Below are 22,388 nucleotides of genomic sequence, written 5' to 3' on the forward strand. Positions count from 1 at the left end.
CACACCCGGCCACCACCTGTGGCGTACCGCTGACCACCACCTGGCCCCCGGCATCCCCGGCCCCCGGCCCGATGTCGATCACCCAGTCGCTCTGCGCCACCACTCGCATGTCATGCTCGACCACCACCACGCTGTGCCCGCCATCGACCAGGCGGTTGAGCTGCACCAGCAGCCGGTCGATGTCCTGCGGGTGCAAGCCGTTGGTAGGTTCGTCCAGTACATACAACGTCGCCCCGCGGGCCATGCGTTGCAGCTCGGTGGCCAGCTTGATGCGCTGCGCCTCGCCGCCGGACAGTTCGGTGGCCGGCTGGCCCAGGCGCAGGTAGCCCAGGCCGATGTCCTGCAGCACCTGCAGGCAGCGCCGCGCCGCAGGCTGTTCGGCAAACACCTGCAGGGCCTGGTCGACCGTCAGCTGCAGCACCTGGGCAATGTTCATGCCCTGCCAGCTCACCGCCAGGGTTTCCGGGTTGTAGCGGGCGCCATGGCAGGTCGGGCAGGGCGCATAGACGCTGGGCATGAACAGCAACTCGACGCTGACGAAGCCTTCGCCCTCGCAGTTCTCGCAGCGCCCCTTGGCAACGTTGAAGGAGAAACGCCCGGCATCGAAGCCTTTTGCCTTGGCCTGTTCGGTAGCGGCGAACAGCTTGCGCACATGGTCGAACAGGCCGGTGTAGGTGGCCAGGTTGGAGCGGGGCGTACGGCCGATCGGCTTCTGGTCGACCTGCACCAGGCGCCTGATGCTGCCAAGGCCGGCGCTCACATGCCCGCCGCTGGCCTGTTCGGGTTCATCTTCCAGGCTCTGTTCTTCGGGCTCGTTGCGCTGGGCGGCATGGCCCAGGTGCGCACCCACCAGCTCCAGCAGGGCCTGGCTGACCAGGCTCGACTTGCCCGAACCGGAAATACCGGTAACGGCGGTAAAGCAGCCCAGCGGGAATTGCGCACTGAGGTTGTTCAGGTTGTTGCGGCTGATGCCTTCGAGCTTCAGCCAGTCGCGGGCCTGGCGTGGTGTGCGCGTGGTCTGGGACGGTGCACTGAACAGGTAGGCACGGGTGCTCGACTGCTCGACCTCGGCCAGGCCCTTGGGCGGCCCGCTGTAGAGGATGGTGCCGCCATGCTCGCCAGCGGCAGGCCCTACATCCACCAGCCAGTCGGCGCGGCGCATGGTGTCCAGATCATGTTCCACCACATAGACCGAATTGCCAGCGTGCTTCAGGCGCTGCAGCGCCTCGAACAGGGCTTCGCTGTCGGCCGGATGCAAACCGGCCGAAGGCTCGTCGAGCACATAGATCACGCCGAACAGTTGCGAATTCAGTTGTGTGGCCAGGCGCAAGCGCTGCAGCTCGCCAGAGGACAGGGTCGGCGTGCTGCGCTCCAGGGCCAGATAACCCAGGCCCAGGTCGAGCAGGGTGTCGATGCGCTCGAGCAGCTCGTTGGCGATGCGTTGGGCAGCCAGGCGCTTTTCCAGGGTCAGGTCGTCCTGCTGTTGTGCCAGGTAGTCTGCTGCCGCCACCTTGCGCAACACCTCGGCCAGCGCCTGCAGCGACAGGTGCGACAGCTCGGCGATGTCCAGGCCGGCGAAGGTCACCCCCAGCGCCTCGCGCTTCAGGCGCTTGCCTTGGCACAGCGGGCACGGGCTGGGGCGCATGAACTGGGCAACGCGCTTGCGCATCTGCGCGCTTTGCGAGTGCATGAAGGTGTGCAGCACGTACCGCCGGGCACCCATGAACGTGCCCTGGTAGCTGGGCTCTAGCTTGCGCTTGAGGGCGGCGCGGGTCTGCGCCGGGGTCAACCCGGCATACACCGGCGCGGTGGGTGTTTCTTCGGTGAACAGGATCCAGTCACGCTGCGCCTGTGGCAGGTCGCGCCAGGGGATATCGACGTCGTAGCCTAGCGTCACCAGAATGTCGCGCAGGTTCTGGCCCTGCCAGGCCATCGGCCACGCCGCCACGGCGCGCTCGCGGATGGTCAGCGACGGGTCGGGGACCATGGTCGCTTCGTCCACTTGGTAGACCCGGCCCATGCCATGGCATTCCGGGCAGGCGCCCTGCGGCGTGTTGGGCGAGAAATCCTCGGCATACAGCATCGCCTGGCCGGCTGGGTAGTGGCCGGCGCGGGAGTAGAGCATGCGGATCGAACTGGACAGGGTGGTCACGCTGCCCACCGAAGAACGTGCACTCGGCGTGCCGCGTTGCTGCTGCAGGGCCACGGCCGGGGGCAGGCCTTCGATGGCGTCGACATCCGGCACGCCAACCTGGTCGATCAGGCGTCGCGCATAGGGCGCGACCGACTCGAAGTAGCGGCGCTGGGCTTCGGCGTAGAGAGTGGAGAAGGCCAACGAGGACTTGCCCGAGCCGGACACGCCGGTGAATACCACCAGTGCGTCACGGGGAATATCGACATCGATGTTCTTGAGGTTGTGCTCGCGGGCGCCACGGACGCGGATGAAGCCAGTGGGGGTGGTGGGGCGTGGGGGCATGACGCAGTCCTTGGCTTTGGCTGAACAGTGCGCTCAAGGTAACAGCAAAGGCACGACTTTGTGTTCCACCGTGTGAAACCAGATTCGATTGTGCTCCCAGCTTCCTCGCGCTTATCTGTCAGCCAAGCACGACCTGCCTTACCCGTCGTGACCTCAAGGCGAACAACAAGAACGGGAATCCACCCGCGCGAGGAGACTCTACATGTCCCGACATCAGCACATCCTGGCCTGGCTGAACGATGTGGCCAGCGACCTGCACGCAATCCGTCACGATATCCACGCTCACCCGGAACTGGGTTTCGAAGAAAGCCGCACTTCAGCGCTGGTTGCCCGACTGCTCGAAGAATGGGGCTATGAAGTGCACACCGGCATCGGCAAGACCGGCGTGGTCGGCGTACTGCGCAGCGGCAGCAGCCCACGCCGCCTGGGCCTGCGCGCCGACATGGACGCGCTGCCCATCCACGAAGCCACCGGCGCAGCGTACAGCAGCCAGCACCAAGGCTGCATGCACGCCTGCGGCCATGACGGGCATACCACCATGCTGCTTGGCGCCGCGCGCTACCTGGCGGCGACCCGGCAGTTCGACGGGACGCTGACGCTGATCTTCCAACCGGCCGAGGAGGGCCAGGGTGGCGCCGAGGCAATGCTGGCCGATGGTTTGCTGGAGCGCTTCCCTTGCGATGCACTGTTCGGCATGCACAACATGCCCGGGCTGCCGGCCGGGCACCTGGGCTTTCGCGAGGGGCCGATGATGGCCTCGCAAGACCTGCTCACGGTGACCCTCGACGGGGTTGGCGGCCATGGCTCGATGCCGCACCTGACCGTCGACCCGCTGGTGGCGGCGGCCAGTGTGGTGATGGCCCTGCAAACCGTGGTGGCGCGCAATATCGATGCGCAGGAGGCGGCCGTGGTTACCGTCGGCGCCTTGCAGGCCGGCGAAGCGGCCAACGTGATCCCGCAGCAGGCGCTGCTGCGCCTGAGCCTGCGAGCGCTGAACGCCGAGGTGCGGGCGCAGACCCTGGAGCGGGTGCGGGCGATCATCGTCAACCAGGCCGAGAGCTTTGGCTGCCGTGCCACCATCGAACATCGCCCGGCCTACCCGGTGTTGGTCAACCATGCCGCGGAAAACGCCTTCGCCCGGCAGGTGGGGGTGGAGCTGCTCGGTGCCGAGGCAGTGGATGGCAACACCCGCAAGCTGATGGGCAGCGAAGACTTCGCCTGGATGCTGCAACGCTGCCCGGGCGCCTACCTGTTCATCGGCAATGGCGTATCGCGGCCGATGGTGCACAACCCGGCCTACGACTTCAATGACGACATCCTGCTGACCGGCGCCGCCTACTGGGGCGCGCTGGCAGAGCGCTGGCTCGCGCCCGCCTGACCTTCCTGTTGACGACTGCCGCTGGAACCCGGGCGCGACCGCGCCTGGGCGATCACCCAATCATTGTGTGGAGTGTTTCCTATGCAGACTTCGAGCACCGGCGTGTCGCGTACCCGGCAAGTGGTCGCCGCCGTCATCGGCAACGCCCTGGAGTGGTATGACTTTATCGTGTACGGCTTTCTGGCCAGCATCATCGCCCGGCAGTTCTTCCCCTCCGACGACGAGTACGCCTCGCTGCTGATGGCCCTGGCCACCTTCGGCGTCGGCTTTTTCATGCGCCCGGTGGGCGGCGTGCTGCTGGGCATGTATTCCGACCGCAAGGGCCGCAAGGCGGCGATGCAGATGATCATCCGGCTGATGACCGTGTCGATTGCCATGATCGCCTTTGCCCCCGACTACCTGGCCATCGGCATGGCCGCGCCGCTGCTGATCGTGGTGGCGCGCATGCTGCAGGGTTTTGCCACCGGCGGCGAGTACGCCAGCGCCACGGCCTTCCTGGTGGAGAGCGCGCCGGCCCACCGCAAGGGCTTGTATGGCTCGTGGCAGCTGGTGGGGCAGTGCCTGGCGGTGTTCTCGGGGGCGGCGATGGTGGCCCTGGTCACCCACTTGTGCACGCCTGCGGCGCTGGACAGCTGGGGCTGGCGTATCCCGTTCGTGCTCGGCCTGCTGATCGGCCCGGTGGGGCTGTGGATTCGCAAGCACATGGAAGAGCCCGAGGAATTCATCGAGGCGCGCCGCCAGGCCAAGGGCCAGTCGCCCAGCCTGTGGCAGGTGCTGCGTGAGCATCGGCGCAGCCTGTTGGTATCGATGGGCCTGGCCTGTGGCGCGACGGTGTCGTTCTACGTGGTGCTGGTGAACATGCCGACCTTCGCCCACAAGAACCTCGGCCTGCCGCTGGACCAGGTGCTGCTGGTGCAGATGCTTGCCGTTGGGCTGATGACCGTGGTGATCCCGCTGTCCGGGGCGTTGTCTGACCGGCTGGGGCGGCGCCCGGTGCTGATGGCCTTCACCCTGGCGTTCTTCGTCATGGTCTACCCGTTGTATGTGTGGGTGGCTGCCGCGCCGTCGCTGGAGCGCCTGCTGGTGATGCAGCTGCTGCTGTGCACCGCCATCGGTGGCTTCTTCGGGCCGGCGCCCACGGCCCTGGCCGAGCAGTTCCCGGTCGAGGTGCGTTCTACCGGTGTGTCGGTGGCCTATAACGTGGCGGTGATGGTATTCGGCGGCTTCGCCCCGTTGATCGTCACCTGGCTGAGCAAGGTACTCGGTACCCCAGTGGCGCCATCGTTCTATGTGCTGTTCGCCTGCCTGCTGACACTGCTGGGCACCTATTGCCTGAAAGAAGCCCCACGCGCGGGCAAGCCTGCTGCTTTCAACCTTGGAGTGAAACCGTGATGCCGCTAGCCATCGACCCCATCGTTGCCCTCGATGCCGAGGCATTGTCCCGGGCCATCCATGCCCGCCAGATGTCGTGCCGGGAGGTGATGCAGGCTTATCTGGCGCATATCGAACGCTTCAACCCGCAGGTCAATGCGCTGGTGTCGCTGCGCCCGGCCGAGGCACTGCTGGCCGAGGCCGATGAGCGTGACCGCGAGTTGGCCCGTGGTCATTCGCGCGGCTGGATGCATGGCATGCCCCAGGCGATCAAGGACCTGGCCGCCACTGCCGGGCTGCGCACCACCCTGGGCTCGCCGCTGTTCGCCGAGCAGGTGCCCGATCAGGATGCAATCAGCGTGGCGCGGGTACGGGCCAGTGGGGCGCTGATCGTGGGCAAGAGCAATGTGCCCGAATTCGGCCTTGGTTCGCAGACCTACAACACCCTGTTCGGCACCACCACCAACGCCTACGACCCGGACAAGGTGGCCGGAGGCAGCAGCGGCGGGGCGGCGGCGGCGCTGGCCATGCGCCTGCTGCCGGTCGCCGATGGCAGCGACATGATGGGCTCGCTTCGCAACCCGGCGGCATTCAACAACGTGTATGGCCTGCGCCCGTCGCAGGGCCGTGTTCCCCACGGGCCGGCGCCGGAACTGTTCGTGCAGCAGCTGGCCACCGAGGGGCCGATGGGCCGCAGCGTGGTGGATGTGGCGCGGCTGTTGTCGACCCAGGCGGGCTTCGATGCGCGGGCGCCGTTGTCGCTGGGTGAGGGCCGGCGCGATTTTGCCGCCGGGTTGCAGCGCGATTTCCGCGGCGTGCGGGTTGGCTGGCTGGGCGACTACGACGGTTACCTGGCGATGGATGACGGGGTGCTGAGCCTGTGCGAAGCGGCCCTGGCGGACTTCGCCGAACTGGGCTGCCGGGTCGAGGCCTGCCAGCCGGCGTTCGACCTGGCGCGCTTGTGGCAATGCTGGCTGACCCATCGCCACTTCCTGGTGCACGGCAACCTTGGTGCGGCCTATGCCGACCCTGGCAAACGCGCGCTGCTCAAGCCCGAGGCGCAGTGGGAGGTGGAGGGTGGCCTGCAACTGAGCGCGACGGCGGTGTACCAGGCTTCGGTGGCCCGCAGCGACTGGTACCGCGCGCTGGGCAAGCTGTTCGAGCGTTACGATTACCTGCTGTTGCCATCGGCCCAGGTGTTCCCTTTCGATGCACGGCAACCTTGGCCAACGGTTGTCGGGGGGCGGACAATGGACACCTATCACCGCTGGATGGAAGTGGTGATAGGGCCGACCCTGGCCGGCTTGCCGAGCATCAGCGTACCGGTCGGTTTCAACGCTGCCGGGTTGCCGATGGGTCTGCAGATCATCGGCCCGGCCCAGGCCGACCATGCGGTGTTGCAGCTGGCCCATGCCCATGAACAGCTCACCCGTTGGGTAGCGCGGCGCCCGCCCCGGAGCCTGCAAACGCCATGAAACTGCTGGGCAGGCGCGGATCTTGCTGGCTATCCTGACCATCCAGCTACAGGGAGGTCACACTCATGGGTATCACGGCAGACAGTGGCGGCGTGCGTTCGGTGGAGCGGGCGCTGGCCATCGTCGACCTGCTGGGCGAACACCAGGCGCTGGGCCTGGAAGAACTGCATTACCTGACCGCGCTACCCAAGGCCACGGTGTCGCGCATGCTCGCCACCTTGCAGGAGCAGGGCTGGGTCTACCGCGGCCTCAGCGATCGGCGTTACCGGCTGTGTGCGCGGCGCCTGTTCGGCGACCGCCAGCTGCGTTTCAAACGGCGCCTGGTGGAGCACGCAGCGCCCATGTTGCTAGAGTTGAGCGAGCGCACCGGGCTGGTGGCCGACCTGTCGTGTTTCGACGGCGAGCGGCTGGAGGTGATGGAAAGCGCCATCCCCCAGGTATTGCGCAAGCGCTACCCGCACACCTGCCAGATCGTCGGCCATCATGCCAGCCTGTTCCATTCGGCGATGGGGCGGGCATGCCTGGGTGAGTTGGCAGTCGATGAAGTGCAGCGCCTGGCGGCCCATGAGCGGGTGGGCGACGAGACGGTGCTGCGCGATATCGAGGAAGAAGCGAACAAAGGGTTCGGCCAGCGCACCGAAGGGCACTGGGAGTACCCGGTGCGCTTGCCGTTCCTGATCCGCGCGATAGCCCTGCCGGTGCATGCCGAAGGGCGCCTGGCCGGGAGCATTGCCTTGCACTGGCCGCTGGACCAGGCGCCGGTGGAACGGGTGTTGAACCTGCACCTGAACAGCCTGGCGACAACGGTGGGGGAGGTGCAGCGGGCCTTGGTGGTTTGAGTCAGCCTGTACCGGCCACTTCGCGGGCTTGCCCGCTCCCACAGGTACCGAGCAGGTCTCAGGCAATGCACCATCCCTGTGGGAGCGGGCGAGCCCGCGAAGAGGCCAGTGCAGCAAACAACAAAAGAAGCTGTGTCCGAGGCCCCTCAGCGCTCCAGGCTGTACATCCGGCACTCCGCCAGCAGCGCCAGCAGGTTCGGCTCACGCTCCCGCGCCTTGAGGAACACCACGCCGATATGCTGCTGCAAGCGATATTGCGGCTTCAGGGCAATCAACCTGACCCGGTTTTCGTACACCGCCGCGATCCGCCCGGGCAGCAGGGCAAAGCCCACGCCCGAGCTGACCATGCTCAGCAGGGTGAAGATATCGTTCACCTGCATGGCCACCTTGGGTTCGAAGCCGGCCTGCTGGAACACCCGGGCGCCATCGCGGTGGGTGGCAAAGCCCTGGGTCAGGGTGATGAAGGTGGAGCCGGCCAGGTCGGCCAGGTCCACTTCGGCCTGCTCGGCGAAGGGCGAATCGATGGGCACGGCGAGGAAGATGTCGTCGGAGAACAGCGGCAGCTGCTCGCAGGCCGGGTCGCTGACGCTTTCGTCGAGCGACACGAGGATGGCCTCCAACTCGTGATTCTTCAGGCGTTGCAGCAGGTCGACGTTGGAGCCAAGGGTCAGGTCGATGTTGAGTTCGCTGCGGCGCAGCTTGAGGCCCATGACCAGCTTGGGCACGGTTTTCACCGTCAGCGAGTAGAGCGCACCCAGGCGGAAGCGCTCGGCGTAGAAGCCGGCGGCCTCGCGGGTCTGGCGGACCATCTGCTCGGCGTCCTGGATCAGCTGCCGGGCCTTTTTCTCAAGCACGTAGGCGCTTTCCAGCGGGATCAGCTGGCGGCCTTCATGCTTGAACAGCGGGCAGCGCAGTGCGCTTTCCAGCGAGTGGATGGCGCGGTGCACGCTGACGGCACTGGTGGCCAGCTCCGCGGCAGCGCGGCCGAGGTTGCCGGTGCGCATGAAGGCGAGGAAGGTTTCCAGCTTCTTGAGGGTCAGTTCTTCGTCGATCAGCATGGGGGCCTGGGGTGTGCGGCTTGGGGGTTATGGTGGGTTTGAGATCGAGCGCCGCCCGCGCGGCGCTTCGCTCTCAAACCCACCAGATACCTCAAGCCCGACGCTCGATCAACGCCCACAACGCCGGGTCGTTGAAATCATCGATCACCAACCCAGCCCCCGCCGCCAGCAACCGCTCCGGCGTCTGGGTAGTGGCCACGCCCACGGTAAAGATCCCCGCGCCACTCGCTGCCGCCACCCCCGGCAGCGAATCCTCGAAGGCCAGTGCCTGGTCGGCTTCGGCACCCAGCCGCTGCAAGCCGGTCAGGTAGGGCAACGGGTCCGGCTTGGGCCGTGCCAGTTCCTCGGCCACCAGCACATGCTCGAAGCGCTGGCCCAGGCCCATGGCGTTCAACATGTGCTCGGCGTTCAGCCGCGGTGCGTTGGTCACCACGCACATGCCGATGTCACGAGCCCGGGCATGCTCCAGCAGGCGCACAAGGCCCGGCATCGGCTCGAGAGACGGCGACATGTCGCGGAACAGCGCCTCCTTGCGGTCGGCCAGCACCTGGCATTGTTCGGCACTGGCACCGGCAAACAGCTCGGCGAACAGCTCGCCGTTGGCGCGGCCGCTGACCTGGGCATCGAACTGCGCCTGGCTCAGCTCGCGGCCGTCATGCTCGCGCAGCAGTTGGCGAAAGGCCTGCAGGTGCAGGGTGTCAGTGTCGGTGAGGGTTCCGTCGAGGTCGAACAGCAGGGCAGTCAGCATTGGGTATTCAGGTCCAGAAATCGTGGGCGGGCCAGAAGGGAGATTCTTTGCCTTTGGAGTTACGTGAACTTCGCGACTTCTGAGTGTACTGGAGTACGGCAGCCTTGGCAGAGCTGTGCTCGAACTCGAGGTTGGCGCCTGCGCATCGAGTCAGCAACTGCCAAAGCTGGAAAGGCAACCGAGTAACCGGCCGTTGGCACGCTCCGGCTTTCGAAGTTTGGTCATCAGTTCTGGTTGGCGTAGGTGGCTGGGCGCAGGTAGCTGATCTTCTGTACCTTGCCGTCGCTGTCACGGTAGGTGAGGGTGGCGATCTCGGCGTTGCCGGTGGTGTGGCTCGAAGCCTCCACAGCGATCACCTGGGCGATGTCCAGGTTCATGCCGTACTGGTACGCAGAGGCTGTCTGGGCGAAGGCGCCGACGCTGCTGCCGAAGGTCAGGGTGGTGAGAGTGATTGCTTTGATGATGTTCATGGTCATGCTCCGTTAGCTTGGGTAGTGGGATCAGCGACTGCTTGCTGCCTGGGTTTAATATTGCGCGATGATATTTGGTGCGCAAAATATATTTCCACTATCCGGTCTATTGGAGCGCTGCATCGCCTGAACGATGGTGCGGATCGCCGCGAGGGCTTCCCGCACACCGTCTTCCGCAGTCAGGTTCCCGGACCAGCCATATAGCCTTCAGCATCATTGCGGTAGTTTCGCGATCACCTTGATCTCGAAGTCGAAGCCCGACAGCCAGGTCACGCCGATAGCGGTCACCGTCGGGTAGGGAGCCTCACCCCAATACTCGGCCGCCACCTCCCAGATGGTCTCGAATTTCGAGTCCGGGTCGACCATGAAGATGGTCGTGTCAACCACATCCTCGAAACTACTGCCGGCTTCGGCCAGGATCGCGTTGAGGTTGGCGAAGGCCATGCGAACCTGCGCCGCGAGGTCCGGCTCGGCCGAGCCGTCCTTGCGGCTACCTACCTGGCCGGAAACGAACAGAAAACCGTTGGAACGAATCGCTGGCGAGTAACGGTGGCGCTCATACAAAGCATGGCGATCAGGCGGGAAGACGACATCACGTTTGCTGGACATTGCGTACCTCGTTCGGGGCGCTGGCGGCCCGGTGATTAGGGTGAAGCCACTATAAGAAAGGCCGCCGGCCTGAATAAACGGGCAGCGCTGGCCATGACTGTTTGTATAATCCAAACAATCCAGGCGCGAGTGAGACGTGGAATGGACCGTTTCGATGCAATGCAGGCATTTGTCCGCGTGGTGGAAACCGGCAGTTTCACCAAGGCGGCAGCCACGCTGCACATGAGCAAGACCACCGTGACGCAGCTCGTTCAGCAACTGGAAGCGAGGCTGCGTGTGCGCCTGCTCAACCGCACCACACGCAAGGTCAATGTCACCGCCGACGGTGCGGCCTACTACGAACGCGTCGTCCGGCTGCTGGTCGACATGGACGACGCCGAGACCAGTTTGTCCAGCGCGTCGATGACACCACGCGGGCGGCTGCGAGTCGATGTACCCAGCCCACTGGCGCGAATGCTGCTGATACCAGCCTTGCCAGGGTTCTTTGCACGCTATCCAGAAATTCAGCTGACTGTGGGCGTGAGCGATCGTATCGTCGACATCATTGGTGAAAACGTCGACTGCGTGGTGCGTGGCGGCGAGATCACCGATCAATCCCTGGTGGCAAGGCATGTGGGCGATTTGAAACTCGGCATCTATGCCGCGCCCAGCTATTTGCAGCGCTTCGGTACGCCGGTGCACCCCCGTGAGCTGGAGGAGGGCCGACACAACACCGTCGGCTTCCTCTGGTTTCGTACAGGCAAAGCCTTGCCCTACGCGATGCAGCGGGGCGAGGAGCGCATGGAAGCCCACGGCCGCTCGCAGCTGATGGTCGACGACGGCAATGCGTACCTTGCCGCCGGCTTGGCTGGCCTGGGGATAATCTGGCTCCCGCAGTACATGGCCAGACCGCACCTGGCCAGCGGCGAGCTGCTGCCGTTGTTCGAAGACTGGCAGATGACGCCAATGCCGATGTACCTGGCATTCCCGCCGAATCGCCATGTCAGCGCCAAGGTGCGGGTATTTATCGACTGGATGATCGAGTTGATGGCCGAGCATGCGCCTGTGGCTGGGTGAAACAGGGGTAAACCCATTTCGCCATCCAAAAGCATCAGCCTTTTCCCTGGAGTATCAGCCCAGCCATTGAACGCAGCCGTCAAGCCGTCGACGAAGGGGGCTGTTCAGCGCGCCCCGAAAAGAGTACAAATGTGCTCCATGGACAATCTAACCCCAAAACGCCGCGCCATCTTCGAGTTCATCCGTGAACGCATTGCCGATCACGGCCAGCCGCCGAGCCTGGCCGATATCGCCACGCGCTTCGGTTTCGCCTCGCGCAGTGTCGCGCGCAAGCACATCACCGCCCTGTGTCAGGCCGGCTACATCGACGTCACGCCAAACCAGGCGCGGGGCATACGCCTGGCCGAACGGCTGCGCCGCCCGGAAATCCTCGAAGTGCCGGTGCTGGGCCAGGTGGCGGCAGGCGCCCCCATCGGCCCGGACCTCGACATTCACGAGCAGTTGCTGCTCGACCCCAGCCTGTTCCGCCGTACCCCCGACTACCTGCTGAAGGTGCGCGGCGACTCGATGATCGACGACGGCATTTTCGACGGTGACCTGGTTGGCATCCTCCAGCAGGCCGATGCCCGCGATGGCCAGATCGTGGTCGCGCGCCTGGACGGCGAGGTGACCATCAAGCGCCTGCAGCGCCAGGGTGGCAATTACCGGCTGTTGCCACGCAACCCGGCCTATGCGCCCATCGATGTGCGGCCTGAACAGGAGTTCTTCATCGAAGGCGTGTTCTGCGGCTTGCTGAGGCGTGACTGATGGGCGCGGTGGTCGACCTCGACAGGTTGCTCGACCAGCGCCGGGTATGGCGCGGTCGGCAGGCCCAGGCGCGGCCGCTCGGCCTGCAGCCCACGGGCCATGCCACCCTTGACCAATGCCTGCCGGAAGGCGGTTGGCCCGCGGCTGCGCTCAGCGAGCTGTTGCTGGCCAGCCCCGGCTGTGGCGAATTGCAGCTGCTGTGGCCAACCCTGGCCCGCTTGAGCGCTGAGGCCAGCCGAATCGTGCTGGTGGCTCCGCCATTCATTCCTTACGCCCCGGCCTGGCAGGCCGCGGGGGTGGACCTGCGCTGGCTGGTACAGGTGGACGCCGCACCTGCCGATGCCCTGTGGGCCGCCGAGCAGTGCCTGCGCTCTGGCAGTTGCGCGGCGGTGCTGTGCTGGCCGGAACGAGCCGATGACCGCGCCCTGCGGCGCTTGCAGGTGGCTGCCGAAACCGGGCAGGCGCTGGCCTTCGCCTGCCGGCCGCAACAGGCGGCCCACAACCCTTCACCCGCAGCGCTGCGCATTGCCGTCGACACCCGTCCGGCACAATGGCGCGTGCTGAAAAGCCGTGGCGGCATGCCTCCGGCGCTGCCCATCGCCTGCCCGGGGCGGGGCTGATGCAACATGCTCTGGGCCTGCATCCTGTTCCCTCAGCTGGCGCTGGACACGGTCCTGCGTGAGCGTGACGACCCCGATACGCCCCTGGTGCTGCTTGGCGGGCCGACCCAGCGACGCGTGCTGCAGGCGGTCAACACGGCGGCGGCCGCGCTCGGCCTGCGGGCCGGGCAAACCCTGACGGCGGCGCGTGCGCTGGCCGATGGCTTCAGCTGCGTCGAAGCCGACCCCAGGCGCATCGACCAGGTGCAGCAGTTGCTGGCAGCCTGGGCCTACCGCTTCAGTGCCCAGGTCAGCCTGCACTACCCACGGGCGCTGTTGCTGGAGGTGGGCTCCAGCCTGCAGCTGTTCGGCCCCTGGCCGCTGTTCGAGGCACGCCTGCGCCAGGAACTGGCGGAACTGGGCTTGCGCCAACGTATCGTCCTGGCCAGCAACCCGGTGGCGGCGCGCATGCTCGCCAACGCTCACGATGGCCTGGCCGTGAGTGACGCCGATGCCACCCGTGCGGCGCTGCTGGGCATGCCCATCGAGCGTATCGGCCTGCCAGCCCAGGCTGCCGAGGCCTTTGCCCGCATGGGCCTGCGCCAGTTGAGCCAGGTGCTGGCCTTGCCCCGCGACAGCCTGGCCAGGCGCTTTCCGGCCCAGGTGCAACTGCACCTTGACCAGTTGCTCGGCCTGCGCAACCTGGGGCTGGGCTTCTACCAGCCGCCGGACCGTTTCGAGACCCGGCTGGAGCTGAATTTCGACGTCGAATCGCACCAGGCCCTGCTGTTCCCGCTGCGGCGCATGCTCAACGACCTTGCCGCGTTCCTCGCCGGGCGTGACTGTGGCGTGCAGCGTTTCTGCCTGCACCTGGAGCACGTCGAAGGGCCGGATACCTTGCTGAAGGTAGGCCTGCTGGCCGCCGAACGCGATGCCGCGATGCTGTTCGAACTGGCGCGCGGGCGCCTGGAACCGCTGCGCATTCCCGCACCGGTGCGCAACCTGCGGCTGGTTGCCGAGGACCTGCCACCCTTCGTGCCGCAACGCCAGGCATTGTTCGACCCGCGTGCGCAACAGGCGCAACCTTGGGAACAATTGCGCGAAAGGCTGCGTGCCCGCTTGGGCGATGAGGCGGTCAAGGGCCTGAGCGCGGCAGCCGATCATCGCCCTGAATGTGCCTGGCAAGCGGTAGAGCAGGGTGCCCAGGGCAACATGCCGGTCGTCCCTGGCAGCCGTCCTGGCTGGCTGCTGTCGGCTCCCATGGCGCTGGACGAAAGCGGCTATCGCCTGCAAGGCCATGCCGAGCGCATCGAATCGGGCTGGTGGGATGGCGGCGATGTGCGCCGCGACTATTACCGCATCGAAACCCGTGACGGCCTGCGCGGCTGGGCCTACCGCGACCTGGGCAAGGCCGGCCCGTTGTGGCTGCATGGCTGGTTCGCATGAACACCCCGGGGTATGCAGAGCTGCACTGCCTGTCCAACTTCAGCTTCCAGCGCGGCGCGTCGAGCGCCGACGAGCTGTTCCGGCGCGCGCGTGAACAGGGCTACCAGGCGCTGGCGATCACCGACGAATGCACCCTGGCCGGCATCGTCCGTGCCTGGCAGGCAGCCAAGGAACACCAGCTGCGGCTGATCGTGGGCAGTGAAGTGCAGTTGCAGGGCGGCCCAAAGCTGGTGCTGCTGGTGCAGGACCTGGCCGGCTACCAGAACCTGTGCGCGCTGATAACCCGGGCCCGGCGGCGGGCGCAGAAGGGCGAATACCAACTGTTTGGCGATGACCTGCAGCAGCACCATCAGGGCCTGCTGGCATTGTGGGTACCCGATGACAGCGGCGATGACACCCCCGGGCAGTGGCTGCACGGTGTGTTCGGTGAGCGTCTGTGGCTGGCGGTGCACCTGCACCGCGGCAGTGACGATACCTTGCGCCTTGAACGCTTGCGTAGCCTGGCGGCCAGGGTCGGCATCCGCGCCGTGGCCTGTGGCGACGTGCACATGCACGTGCGTGGTCGCCGCGCCTTGCAGGATTGCATGACCGCCATTCGCCAGCATTGCCTGGTGGCCGACGCCGGGCGCTTCCTGTTTGCCAATGGCGAGCGGCACCTGCGCAGCCAGGCGCAACTGGGCGAACTCTATCCCGCCGACCTGCTGGCCGAGACCCTGGCCATCGCTGCGCGCTGCCAGTTCGAACTGAGCGAATTGAAATACCAGTACCCACGCGAACTGGTGCCACATGGGCATACCCCGGCGAGCTGGTTGCGCGAATTGTGCCAGCAGGGTTTGCCGTCGCGCTGGCCAAACGGGCCGAGCAGCAAGGTGCGGGATGTGCTGGCCAAGGAGCTGGCGCTGATCGAGGAGCTGGGCTACGAAAGCTACTTCCTGACGGTGCACGACATCGTCGCCTTCGCCCGCAGCCAGCGCATTCTGTGCCAGGGGCGGGGGTCGGCTGCCAACTCGGTGGTGTGCTTCGTGCTGGGCATCACCGAGCTCGACCCTATGGAACACCACCTGTTGTTCGAGCGCTTCCTGTCGCGAGAGCGCAACGAGCCGCCGGACATCGACGTGGACTTCGAGCACGACCGGCGCGAGGAGGTGATCCAGTACGTATTCCGTCGCTATGGCCGGCACCGGGCGGCGCTCACTGCGGTGGTCAACACCTATCATGCCGCCGGTGCGGTGCGGGATGTGGCGCGGGTGCTGGGGCTGCCCGCCGACCAGGTGGACGCCCTGGCCAAATGCTGTGGCCGCTGGAGCGATCGCATACCCGATGACCAGCGCCTGGCCGAGGCCGGTTTCGAGGCGGGCAGCCCTTCGCTGCGCCGTGTGCTGGTGCTGGCCGGCGAACTGATCGGCTTCCCCCGGCACCTGTCACAGCACCCGGGCGGTTTCGTTATCGCCCAGCAACCCCTGGACGAGCTGGTGCCGGTGGAGAATGCCGCGATGCCGGAGCGCACGGTGATCCAGTGGGACAAGGACGACCTGGACATGCTCGGCCTGCTCAAGGTCGATGTGCTGGCGCTGGGCATGCTCAGCGCCTTGCGCCGTTGCTTCGACCTGCTGCACCGCCACCGCGGTCGGCACCTGACCCTGGCGACCATCCCCGGCGAAGACCCGGCCACCTACGCGATGATCAGCCGTGCCGAGACCATGGGCGTGTTCCAGATCGAGTCACGCGCGCAGATGGCCATGTTGCCGCGGCTGCGGCCCGAAAAGTTCTACGACCTGGTCATCGAGGTGGCCATCGTCCGCCCCGGGCCGATCCAGGGCGACATGGTCCACCCTTACCTGCGCCGACGGCTGAAGCAGGAGCCGGTGACGTACCCTTCGCCGCAACTGAAGGAAGTGTTCGAGCGCACCCTGGGTGTGCCGCTGTTTCAGGAGCAGGTGATGGAACTGGCGATGGTCGCGGCCGACTATACCCCGGGCGAGGCCGACCAGTTGCGCCGCAGCATGGCCGCCTGGAAGCGCCACGGCGGCCTGGAGCCGCACCGCGAGCGGCTGGTGCAGGGCATGTTGCGCAATGGTTACGACCTGGCGTTTGCCGAGCGCATCTTCGAGCAGATCAAAGGCTTTGGCAGCTATGGCTTTCCGGAATCGCACGCGGCCAGCTTTGCCTTGTTGTGCTATGCCAGCAGCTGGCTCAAGTGCCATGAGCCGGCGATTTTCACCTGCGCGCTGGTCAACAGCTGGCCCATGGGCTTCTACAGCCCCGACCAGTTGCTGCAAGAGGCCCGGCGCCAGGGTATCGAGGTCAGGCCGGTGGATGTGTGCCACAGTGACTGGGACTGCACGCTCGAGCCTGAACCTGGAGAGGTGCTGGCCATTCGCATGGGCTTGCGCCTGGTACGGGGCTTTGCCGAGGCCGACGCCAGGCGCCTGGAGCAGGCGAGGGCGCAGCGGCCATGGCGCGATGTCGAAGACCTGTGCCTGCGTGCCGGGCTCGATTCGCGGGCCCGGGCCCGGTTGGCCGATGCCGGCGCGCTGCGCGCCTTGGCCAGCGACCGGCACCAGGCGCGCTGGCAGGTGGCGGCGGTGCAGCCGCAACTGCCTTTGTTCGCCGATATGCAAGCCTTGCCGGAAAGCACCGTCGAACTGCCCGTTCCCAGCGTGGCAGAGGACCTGATGGCCGATTACCAGGCCCTCGGTACCACACTTGGGCCGCATCCCTTGACCTTGTTGCGCTCACGCCTGCGGGCACTGGGCTGTCGCAGTTCGCGCGAGCTGCAAGGTGTCGGGCATGGTGACAATATTGCCGTGGCTGGGCTGGTGGTGGGCCGCCAGCGGCCACAGACCGCCAGCGGCGTGACCTTCGTCACCCTGGAGGACGAGCACGGCATGGTCAATGTGGTGGTGTGGCGGGAGCTCGCCGAACGGCAGCGGCGGGCGCTGGTGGGGTCGCAGTTGCTCAAGGTCAGCGGGCGGCTGGAGCAGGCGAATGGCGTACGCCACCTGATCGCGCGGCGGCTGGAGGATGTGAGCCCGTTGTTGCAAGGGCTGGACGTACGCAGCCGGGATTTCCATTGATCCCGACACATGGCGCAAAATCCTGATTTCTGCGCGGCCCCTGTGGGAGCGGCTTCAGCCGCGAATACCGGCGCAGCCGGTGCCATGCACCGCGTTGGACTCTTCGCTGCTAAAGCCGCTCCCACAGGGTACCGGGATTGCCTGCGAATTCAGTTCTGTTACACCATCGCCAACCGTTGCTTGCGTGTCGGTGCCGGGAACGCCCGGTCGATCGCCCGCAGGTCTTCGCTGGTCAGGGTCAACGAACCCGCAGCCGCATTCAGCCGCACATGCTCGGGCGCCACGGCCTTGGGGATGGCTATCACCCCGTCATCCCGGGTCACCCAGGCCAGGCTGACCTGAGCCGCCGTGGCGCCATGGCGCTCGGCGATTTGCGCCAGCACCGGGTGCAGCAGCAGGCGCCCGGCCTGGGCCAGCGGGCAGTAGGCCATGGTCGGCAGGGCGCGCTTTTCGCACCACGGCAACAGGTCGAACTCGATGCCACGCTGGGCCGGGTTGTACAGCACCTGGTTGGTGGCGCAATCGGGGTTGTGCAGCTCGCGCAGGTCGTCGACGTCGAAATTGGAAACACCCCAGCGCTTGATCTTGCCTTGCTCGCGCAAGCGCTCGAAGGCCTCGACGGTTTCCTCCAGCGGGTGCTGGCCACGCCAGTGCAACAGATACAGGTCGATGCAGTCAGTGCCCAGGCGCGTGAGGCTGCGTTCGCAGGCCGCCGCCATACCGAGCCGGCTGGCATTGTGCGGGTACACCTTGCTGACCAGGAACACTTGGTCGCGGCGCCCGGCAATGGCCTGGCCGACCACTTCTTCCGCGCCACCTTCGGCATACATCTCGGCGGTATCGATCAGGCTCAGGCCAAGTTCGATGCCCTGTTGCAGGGCCGCCACCTCGGCCGCCTTGCGGGCCGGATCTTCACCCATGTACCAGGTACCCTGGCCGATGGCCGGAACGCTCGAACCTGCCAGTTTCACGTAACGCATGTCACCTCCGGTATGCGGGTATTGGTAAGCAGTACCTCAAGCAGCGCTTGCGCCGCCGTGGAAAGCTTGTGTTCGCTGAGGGCAACCACGCCGATGCGGCGCTCGACCGTGGGCTCGACCAGGGTCACGCAGCGGGCGCCAAGCTCCTGCATCTGGTTGATGCACAGTGCCGGCACGGCACTGACCCCCAGGCCACTGGCAACCATGCGGCCGATGGTCGACAGCTGGTGGCTTTCGAAAGCCACCGCCAGTTTGCCGTGCTGGGCGGCCACGTTCTGTTCCATCAGCAGGCGCACCGCCGAAGGGCGTTGCAGGGCAACGAAGTCTTCGGCCAGCAACTGTGCCCAGCTGACCCGAGGCAGCTGCGCCAAGGGCGAATCGGCGGGCACCACGGCGACGAAGCGGTCCATGTACAACGGGTGGAAATCCAGGCCATCGATGTTGTCCGGTTCGAAGCCGATGCCCAGTTCGACGCGACGATGGCGCACCAGTTCCTGCACCTGTTCGTTGATCACATCGTGCACCGTGACGTTGACCTTCGGGTAACGCTGGCGAAATACCTTCAGCGAGTGGGGCAGCAGGTTGCCGGCAAAGGCCGGCATGGCCGCCACCGAAACCCGGCCCAGTTGCAGGGTGAAACGCTGGCGCAGCATTTCTTCGGTGTCGTCCCAGTCGGCCAGCAGGCGCCGCGCCAGCGGCAGCAGCACCTCGCCCTCGGCAGTCAGGCTGACGCTGCGTGTGGTGCGGCTCAGCAGGGCGCCGCCAAGGTTTTCTTCCAGGGCCTTGATGGTCAGGCTCAGGGCCGGTTGTGAGACATGCAGGTGTTCACCGGCCTGAGCGAAGCTCTGGTACTTGGCCACAGCGACAAAGGCGCGCAGTTGCTTGACGTTCATGACAGGCCTTTTGGTTGTTTTGCAAAAGTTATCAATCGATGATGAAAACAAAATTAACAAATCAGTCGCTTGCGGTGAAGATGTCCTCACACGCTCACCGACAGCCTCGTCGGTTCAACAACTACAAAAGGCGGATCAGCATGGCCGGACTGGACAAGCGCGTTGCAACCTATGAACAGGCACTCGAAGGCCTGACCGACAACATGACGGTACTGGCTGGTGGTTTCGGCCTGTGCGGCATCCCGGAAAACCTTATCAGCGAAATCAAGCGCCGTGGCGTCAAGGGCCTTACGGTGGTTTCCAACAACTGCGGTGTCGATGGCTTTGGCCTGGGCGTGCTGCTGGAGGACCGGCAGATCCGCAAGATGGTCGCGTCCTACGTGGGCGAGAACGCCGAGTTCGAACGCCAGCTGCTGAGCGGCGAGCTGGAAGTGGAACTGACCCCGCAAGGCACCCTCGCCGAGAAAATGCGCGCCGGTGGCGCCGGCATCCCGGCCTTCTACACGGCCACCGGCTACGGCACCCCGGTTGCCGACGGCAAGGAAGTGCGCGAGTTCAACGGCCGCAAGTACATCCTCGAAGAATCCATCACCGGCGACTTCGCCATCGTCAAGGGCTGGAAGGCCGACCACTACGGCAACGTGGTGTACCGCAACACCGCGCAAAACTTCAACCCGCTGGCAGCCACTGCCGGCAAGATCACCGTGGTCGAAGTGGAAGAGATTGTCGAACCTGGCGTGCTGTTGCCCAGCGAGATCCACACCCCGGGCATCTATGTGGACCGCGTCATCGTCGGCACCTTCGAAAAGCGTATCGAAAAGCGCACCGTCAAGGCCTGAGCGCCATCCACCAGAACAACAAAGAGATCCTGACCATGGCACTGACCCGCGAACAGATGGCGCAACGCGTCGCCCGTGAACTGAAGGACGGCTACTACGTCAACCTGGGCATCGGCATTCCGACCCTGGTGGCCAACTACGTACCCGCCGACATGGATGTGATGTTGCAATCGGAAAACGGCCTGCTCGGCATGGGCGAATTCCCCACTGAAGGCACCATCGATGCCGACATGATCAACGCCGGCAAGCAGACCGTCACCGCCCGCCGCGGTGCCTCGATCTTCGATTCTGCGCAGTCGTTCGCCATGATCCGTGGCGGCCATGTCGACCTGACCGTGCTCGGCGCTTTCGAAGTGGATGTGCAAGGCAATATCGCCTCGTGGATGATCCCGGGCAAGCTGGTGAAGGGCATGGGCGGCGCCATGGACCTGGTGGCCGGTGCCGAGAACATCATCGTCACCATGACTCACGCCTCCAAGGACGGCGAGTCCAAACTGCTGCCGCAGTGCAGCCTGCCGTTGACCGGCGCTGGCTGCATCCGCAAGGTGCTGACCGACCTGGCCTACCTGGAAATCGAAGACGGCGCCTTCATCCTGCGCGAGACTGCGCCAGGGGTGAGCGTTGAGGAAATCATCGAGAAAACCGCCGGCAAGCTGATCGTGCCGGATGATGTGAAGGAAATGACCTTCTAATCTATCGCCGCGCACCGCCCCTGTAGGAGCGGCCTTGTGTCGCGAAAGGGCTGCACCGCAGCCCTTCGATTTTGGCATCGATGCCGAGATCGAGGGGCCGCTTTGCGGCCCTTTCGCGACACAAGGCCGCTCCTACAGGGGTTTTGCGTTTGCTGATGTATCCGATAAAACCAATAAAAGGAATTGAACTGTGGCCGCTGAAATTCAAGACAGCCGTTCCGCGCGCTTTGCCTTGCGCTGCTCCAACTGGGCCGAACGCTGGTTCCCCGATTCCTGGGTGTTTGCCGCCCTGGCGGTGCTGCTGGTGTGCATCGGTGCCCTGGCCATGGGCGCCAAGCCGACCGACACCGCCAAGGCCTTTGGCGATGGCTTCTGGAGCCTTATCCCGTTCACCATGCAGATGGCCTTCGTGGTGATCGGCGGCTATGTGGTAGCCAGTTCGCCGCCCGCGGCGCGGCTGATCGACCGCCTGGCGCGCATCCCCGGCAATGGCCGTTCGGCGGTGTGCTGGGTGGCGCTGATCTCGATGCTGGCATCGCTGCTCAACTGGGGCCTGTCGCTGGTGTTCGGCGGCCTGCTGGTGCGCGCCCTGGCCCGGCGCACCGAGCTGAAGATGGACTACCGCGCCGCCGGCGCCGCCGCCTACCTGGGCCTGGGCGCGGTGTGGGCGCTGGGCCTGTCTTCGTCGGCGGCGCAACTGCAGGCCAACCCGGCCAGCCTGCCACCGTCGATCCTGTCGATTACCGGGGTGATCCCGTTCACCGAAACCATCTTCCTCTGGCAGTCCGGCGTGATGCTGGCGGCGTTGGTGGTGGTCTCGCTGGTGATCGCCTACGCCACGGCCCCGGGCCCGAACAGTGCGCGCAGCGCCCAGGACTGCGGAGTCGACCCAAGCTTCACCGCGCCACCGGCACCCCAGCGCACCCGCCCGGGCGAATGGCTTGAACACAGCCCCATTCTGATCCTGCTGCTGGTGGCCCTGGCCGCCGGCTGGCTGTACCAGGAGTTCGCCACCAAGCCGGCGATTACCGCCATTTCCGGGCTGAACACCTACAACCTGTTGTTCATCATGCTCGGTGCCTTGCTGCACTGGCGCCCGCGCAGCTTCCTCGATGCGGTGGCGCGTGCGGTTCCGACCACCACCGGGGTGCTGATCCAGTTCCCGCTGTATGGTTCGATCGCGGCCATCCTCACGCAAGTGAAGGGCGTCGACGAGCAGACCCTGGCCCACCACATTTCGCTGTTCTTCACCCAGATCGCCACGCATGACACCTATGCCGTGCTGATGGGCGTGTATTCGGCGGTGCTGGGCTTCTTCATCCCTTCGGGCGGTGGCAAGTGGATCATCGAGGCGCCGTACGTGATGCTGGTGGCCAATGACCTGCAGTACCACCTGGGCTGGGCAGTGCAGATCTACAACGCCGCCGAAGCCTTGCCGAACCTGATCAACCCGTTCTACATGCTGCCGCTACTGGGGGTGCTGGGGCTCAAGGCACGTGACCTGATCGGCTTTTCGTTCGTGCAGTTGCTGGTGCACGTGCCGCTGGTGCTGGTGTTGCTGTGGGCATTGGGCACGACGTTGCAGTACCTGCCGCCGGTGATGCCGTAACCCGAGGGTTATGTTGGCAAGGCCGT

The 22,388-nt window shown here is 65.7% G+C and carries 19 protein-coding genes; 12 read left to right on the plus strand and 7 right to left on the minus strand.

Annotated elements, in window-relative coordinates:
- The coding region (locus ACK1U9_RS03915) for an excinuclease ABC subunit A (RefSeq protein WP_449109714.1) at window positions 1-2,476 on the minus strand (2,476 nt) is incomplete at its 3' end.
- A 202-nt stretch (window positions 2,477-2,678) separates the two neighbouring features.
- Between ACK1U9_RS03915 and ACK1U9_RS03920 the strand changes: the two genes are divergently transcribed.
- The 4 genes from ACK1U9_RS03920 to ACK1U9_RS03935 all read left to right on the plus strand — a co-directional run bounded on the left by ACK1U9_RS03920 (window position 2,679) and on the right by ACK1U9_RS03935 (window position 7,539).
- Entirely contained in the window at window positions 2,679-3,854 is a 1,176-nt protein-coding gene (locus ACK1U9_RS03920; RefSeq protein WP_108479786.1) for a M20 aminoacylase family protein, read from the plus strand.
- Window positions 3,855-3,935: 81 nt separating this feature from the next.
- On the plus strand, window positions 3,936-5,246 hold the full coding sequence (locus ACK1U9_RS03925) for a citrate-proton symporter (RefSeq protein ID WP_039613655.1): 1,311 nt from the start codon (window positions 3,936-3,938) through the stop codon (window positions 5,244-5,246).
- Window positions 5,246-6,700, plus strand: a complete 1,455-nt coding sequence (locus ACK1U9_RS03930) for an amidase (protein WP_196188244.1) — start codon at window positions 5,246-5,248, stop codon at window positions 6,698-6,700. The genes ACK1U9_RS03925 and ACK1U9_RS03930 overlap by 1 nt, the downstream gene beginning before the upstream one ends.
- Window positions 6,701-6,765: 65 nt before the next feature.
- Window positions 6,766-7,539, plus strand: a complete 774-nt coding sequence (locus tag ACK1U9_RS03935) for an IclR family transcriptional regulator (protein ID WP_046614263.1) — start codon at window positions 6,766-6,768, stop codon at window positions 7,537-7,539.
- A 146-nt stretch (window positions 7,540-7,685) separates the two neighbouring features.
- Here the strand turns inward: ACK1U9_RS03935 and ACK1U9_RS03940 are convergent, their stop codons facing one another.
- The 4 genes from ACK1U9_RS03940 to ACK1U9_RS03955 form a co-directional block, all read right to left on the minus strand.
- Window positions 7,686-8,597, minus strand: a complete 912-nt coding sequence (locus ACK1U9_RS03940) for a LysR family transcriptional regulator (protein WP_046614262.1) — start codon at window positions 8,595-8,597, stop codon at window positions 7,686-7,688.
- Between the two features lie 91 nt (window positions 8,598-8,688).
- The gene (locus ACK1U9_RS03945) at window positions 8,689-9,345 is read right to left on the minus strand and encodes an HAD family hydrolase (protein ID WP_046614261.1); all 657 of its coding nucleotides are present in this window, start codon (window positions 9,343-9,345) and stop codon (window positions 8,689-8,691) included.
- A 224-nt stretch (window positions 9,346-9,569) separates the two neighbouring features.
- A complete protein-coding gene (locus tag ACK1U9_RS03950; protein ID WP_449109715.1) occupies window positions 9,570-9,815 on the minus strand; it encodes a DUF2790 domain-containing protein in 246 nt (81 codons plus the stop codon).
- Window positions 9,816-10,028: 213 nt separating this feature from the next.
- Window positions 10,029-10,424, minus strand: a complete 396-nt coding sequence (locus ACK1U9_RS03955) for a RidA family protein (protein WP_108481400.1) — start codon at window positions 10,422-10,424, stop codon at window positions 10,029-10,031.
- Window positions 10,425-10,565: 141 nt separating this feature from the next.
- Between ACK1U9_RS03955 and ACK1U9_RS03960 the strand changes: the two genes are divergently transcribed.
- The 5 genes from ACK1U9_RS03960 to ACK1U9_RS03980 all read left to right on the plus strand — a co-directional run bounded on the left by ACK1U9_RS03960 (window position 10,566) and on the right by ACK1U9_RS03980 (window position 17,349).
- Entirely contained in the window at window positions 10,566-11,480 is a 915-nt protein-coding gene (locus ACK1U9_RS03960) for a LysR family transcriptional regulator (RefSeq protein WP_108481399.1), read from the plus strand.
- 138 nt (window positions 11,481-11,618) lie between these two features.
- Window positions 11,619-12,227, plus strand: a complete 609-nt coding sequence (gene lexA, locus ACK1U9_RS03965; RefSeq protein WP_013972727.1) for a transcriptional repressor LexA — start codon at window positions 11,619-11,621, stop codon at window positions 12,225-12,227.
- The gene (gene imuA, locus ACK1U9_RS03970) at window positions 12,227-12,847 is read left to right on the plus strand and encodes a translesion DNA synthesis-associated protein ImuA (protein WP_108481398.1); all 621 of its coding nucleotides are present in this window, start codon (window positions 12,227-12,229) and stop codon (window positions 12,845-12,847) included. The genes lexA and imuA overlap by 1 nt, the downstream gene beginning before the upstream one ends.
- Window positions 12,848-12,853: 6 nt before the next feature.
- Window positions 12,854-14,272 carry a Y-family DNA polymerase gene (locus ACK1U9_RS03975; RefSeq protein WP_046614257.1) on the plus strand — a complete coding sequence of 473 codons (1,419 nt, stop codon included), beginning with the start codon at window positions 12,854-12,856 and terminating at the stop codon, window positions 14,270-14,272.
- A complete protein-coding gene (locus tag ACK1U9_RS03980) occupies window positions 14,269-17,349 on the plus strand; it encodes an error-prone DNA polymerase (protein WP_108481397.1) in 3,081 nt (1,026 codons plus the stop codon). Before ACK1U9_RS03975 ends, ACK1U9_RS03980 begins: the two co-directional genes overlap by 4 nt.
- 158 nt (window positions 17,350-17,507) lie before the next feature.
- Here ACK1U9_RS03980 and ACK1U9_RS03985 read toward each other — a convergent pair whose 3' ends face one another.
- Window positions 17,508-18,329: an aldo/keto reductase gene (locus tag ACK1U9_RS03985; RefSeq protein WP_108481396.1), complete on the minus strand. Its 822-nt coding sequence runs from the start codon at window positions 18,327-18,329 to the stop codon at window positions 17,508-17,510.
- A complete protein-coding gene (locus ACK1U9_RS03990) occupies window positions 18,317-19,222 on the minus strand; it encodes a LysR family transcriptional regulator (protein ID WP_085600926.1) in 906 nt (301 codons plus the stop codon). Before ACK1U9_RS03990 ends, ACK1U9_RS03985 begins: the two co-directional genes overlap by 13 nt.
- 140 nt (window positions 19,223-19,362) lie before the next feature.
- On the opposite strand from ACK1U9_RS03990, the gene ACK1U9_RS03995 reads away from it, so the two are divergent.
- From ACK1U9_RS03995 to ACK1U9_RS04005, 3 genes are all read left to right on the plus strand, one after another.
- Window positions 19,363-20,061 (plus strand): CoA transferase subunit A, encoded by a 699-nt coding sequence (locus ACK1U9_RS03995; RefSeq protein WP_015270421.1) that lies wholly within the window; start codon window positions 19,363-19,365, stop codon window positions 20,059-20,061.
- Between the two features lie 35 nt (window positions 20,062-20,096).
- Window positions 20,097-20,753 carry a CoA transferase subunit B gene (locus ACK1U9_RS04000; protein ID WP_025339254.1) on the plus strand — a complete coding sequence of 219 codons (657 nt, stop codon included), beginning with the start codon at window positions 20,097-20,099 and terminating at the stop codon, window positions 20,751-20,753.
- 190 nt (window positions 20,754-20,943) lie between these two features.
- A complete protein-coding gene (locus tag ACK1U9_RS04005) occupies window positions 20,944-22,362 on the plus strand; it encodes a short-chain fatty acid transporter (RefSeq protein ID WP_013972720.1) in 1,419 nt (472 codons plus the stop codon).
- Window positions 22,363-22,388 lie beyond the last annotated feature (26 nt).

Source organism: Pseudomonas sp. XP1, assembly GCF_053557675.1.

Coding starts and splice junctions, on each gene's coding strand:
- ACK1U9_RS03935 (WP_046614263.1), top strand. CDS start 6,766: ATGGGTATCACGGCAGACAGTGGCGGCGTGCGTTCGGTGGAGCGGGCG.
- ACK1U9_RS03920 (WP_108479786.1), top strand. CDS start 2,679: ATGTCCCGACATCAGCACATCCTGGCCTGGCTGAACGATGTGGCCAGC.
- ACK1U9_RS03980 (WP_108481397.1), top strand. CDS start 14,269: ATGAACACCCCGGGGTATGCAGAGCTGCACTGCCTGTCCAACTTCAGC.
- lexA (WP_013972727.1), top strand. CDS start 11,619: ATGGACAATCTAACCCCAAAACGCCGCGCCATCTTCGAGTTCATCCGT.
- ACK1U9_RS03940 (WP_046614262.1), bottom strand. CDS start 8,597: ATGCTGATCGACGAAGAACTGACCCTCAAGAAGCTGGAAACCTTCCTC.
- ACK1U9_RS03975 (WP_046614257.1), top strand. CDS start 12,854: ATGCTCTGGGCCTGCATCCTGTTCCCTCAGCTGGCGCTGGACACGGTC.
- ACK1U9_RS03925 (WP_039613655.1), top strand. CDS start 3,936: ATGCAGACTTCGAGCACCGGCGTGTCGCGTACCCGGCAAGTGGTCGCC.
- ACK1U9_RS03945 (WP_046614261.1), bottom strand. CDS start 9,345: ATGCTGACTGCCCTGCTGTTCGACCTCGACGGAACCCTCACCGACACT.
- ACK1U9_RS03930 (WP_196188244.1), top strand. CDS start 5,246: ATGCCGCTAGCCATCGACCCCATCGTTGCCCTCGATGCCGAGGCATTG.
- ACK1U9_RS03960 (WP_108481399.1), top strand. CDS start 10,566: ATGGACCGTTTCGATGCAATGCAGGCATTTGTCCGCGTGGTGGAAACC.
- ACK1U9_RS03990 (WP_085600926.1), bottom strand. CDS start 19,222: ATGAACGTCAAGCAACTGCGCGCCTTTGTCGCTGTGGCCAAGTACCAG.
- ACK1U9_RS03995 (WP_015270421.1), top strand. CDS start 19,363: ATGGCCGGACTGGACAAGCGCGTTGCAACCTATGAACAGGCACTCGAA.
- ACK1U9_RS04000 (WP_025339254.1), top strand. CDS start 20,097: ATGGCACTGACCCGCGAACAGATGGCGCAACGCGTCGCCCGTGAACTG.
- ACK1U9_RS03955 (WP_108481400.1), bottom strand. CDS start 10,424: ATGTCCAGCAAACGTGATGTCGTCTTCCCGCCTGATCGCCATGCTTTG.
- ACK1U9_RS03985 (WP_108481396.1), bottom strand. CDS start 18,329: ATGCGTTACGTGAAACTGGCAGGTTCGAGCGTTCCGGCCATCGGCCAG.
- imuA (WP_108481398.1), top strand. CDS start 12,227: ATGGGCGCGGTGGTCGACCTCGACAGGTTGCTCGACCAGCGCCGGGTA.
- ACK1U9_RS03950 (WP_449109715.1), bottom strand. CDS start 9,815: ATGAACATCATCAAAGCAATCACTCTCACCACCCTGACCTTCGGCAGC.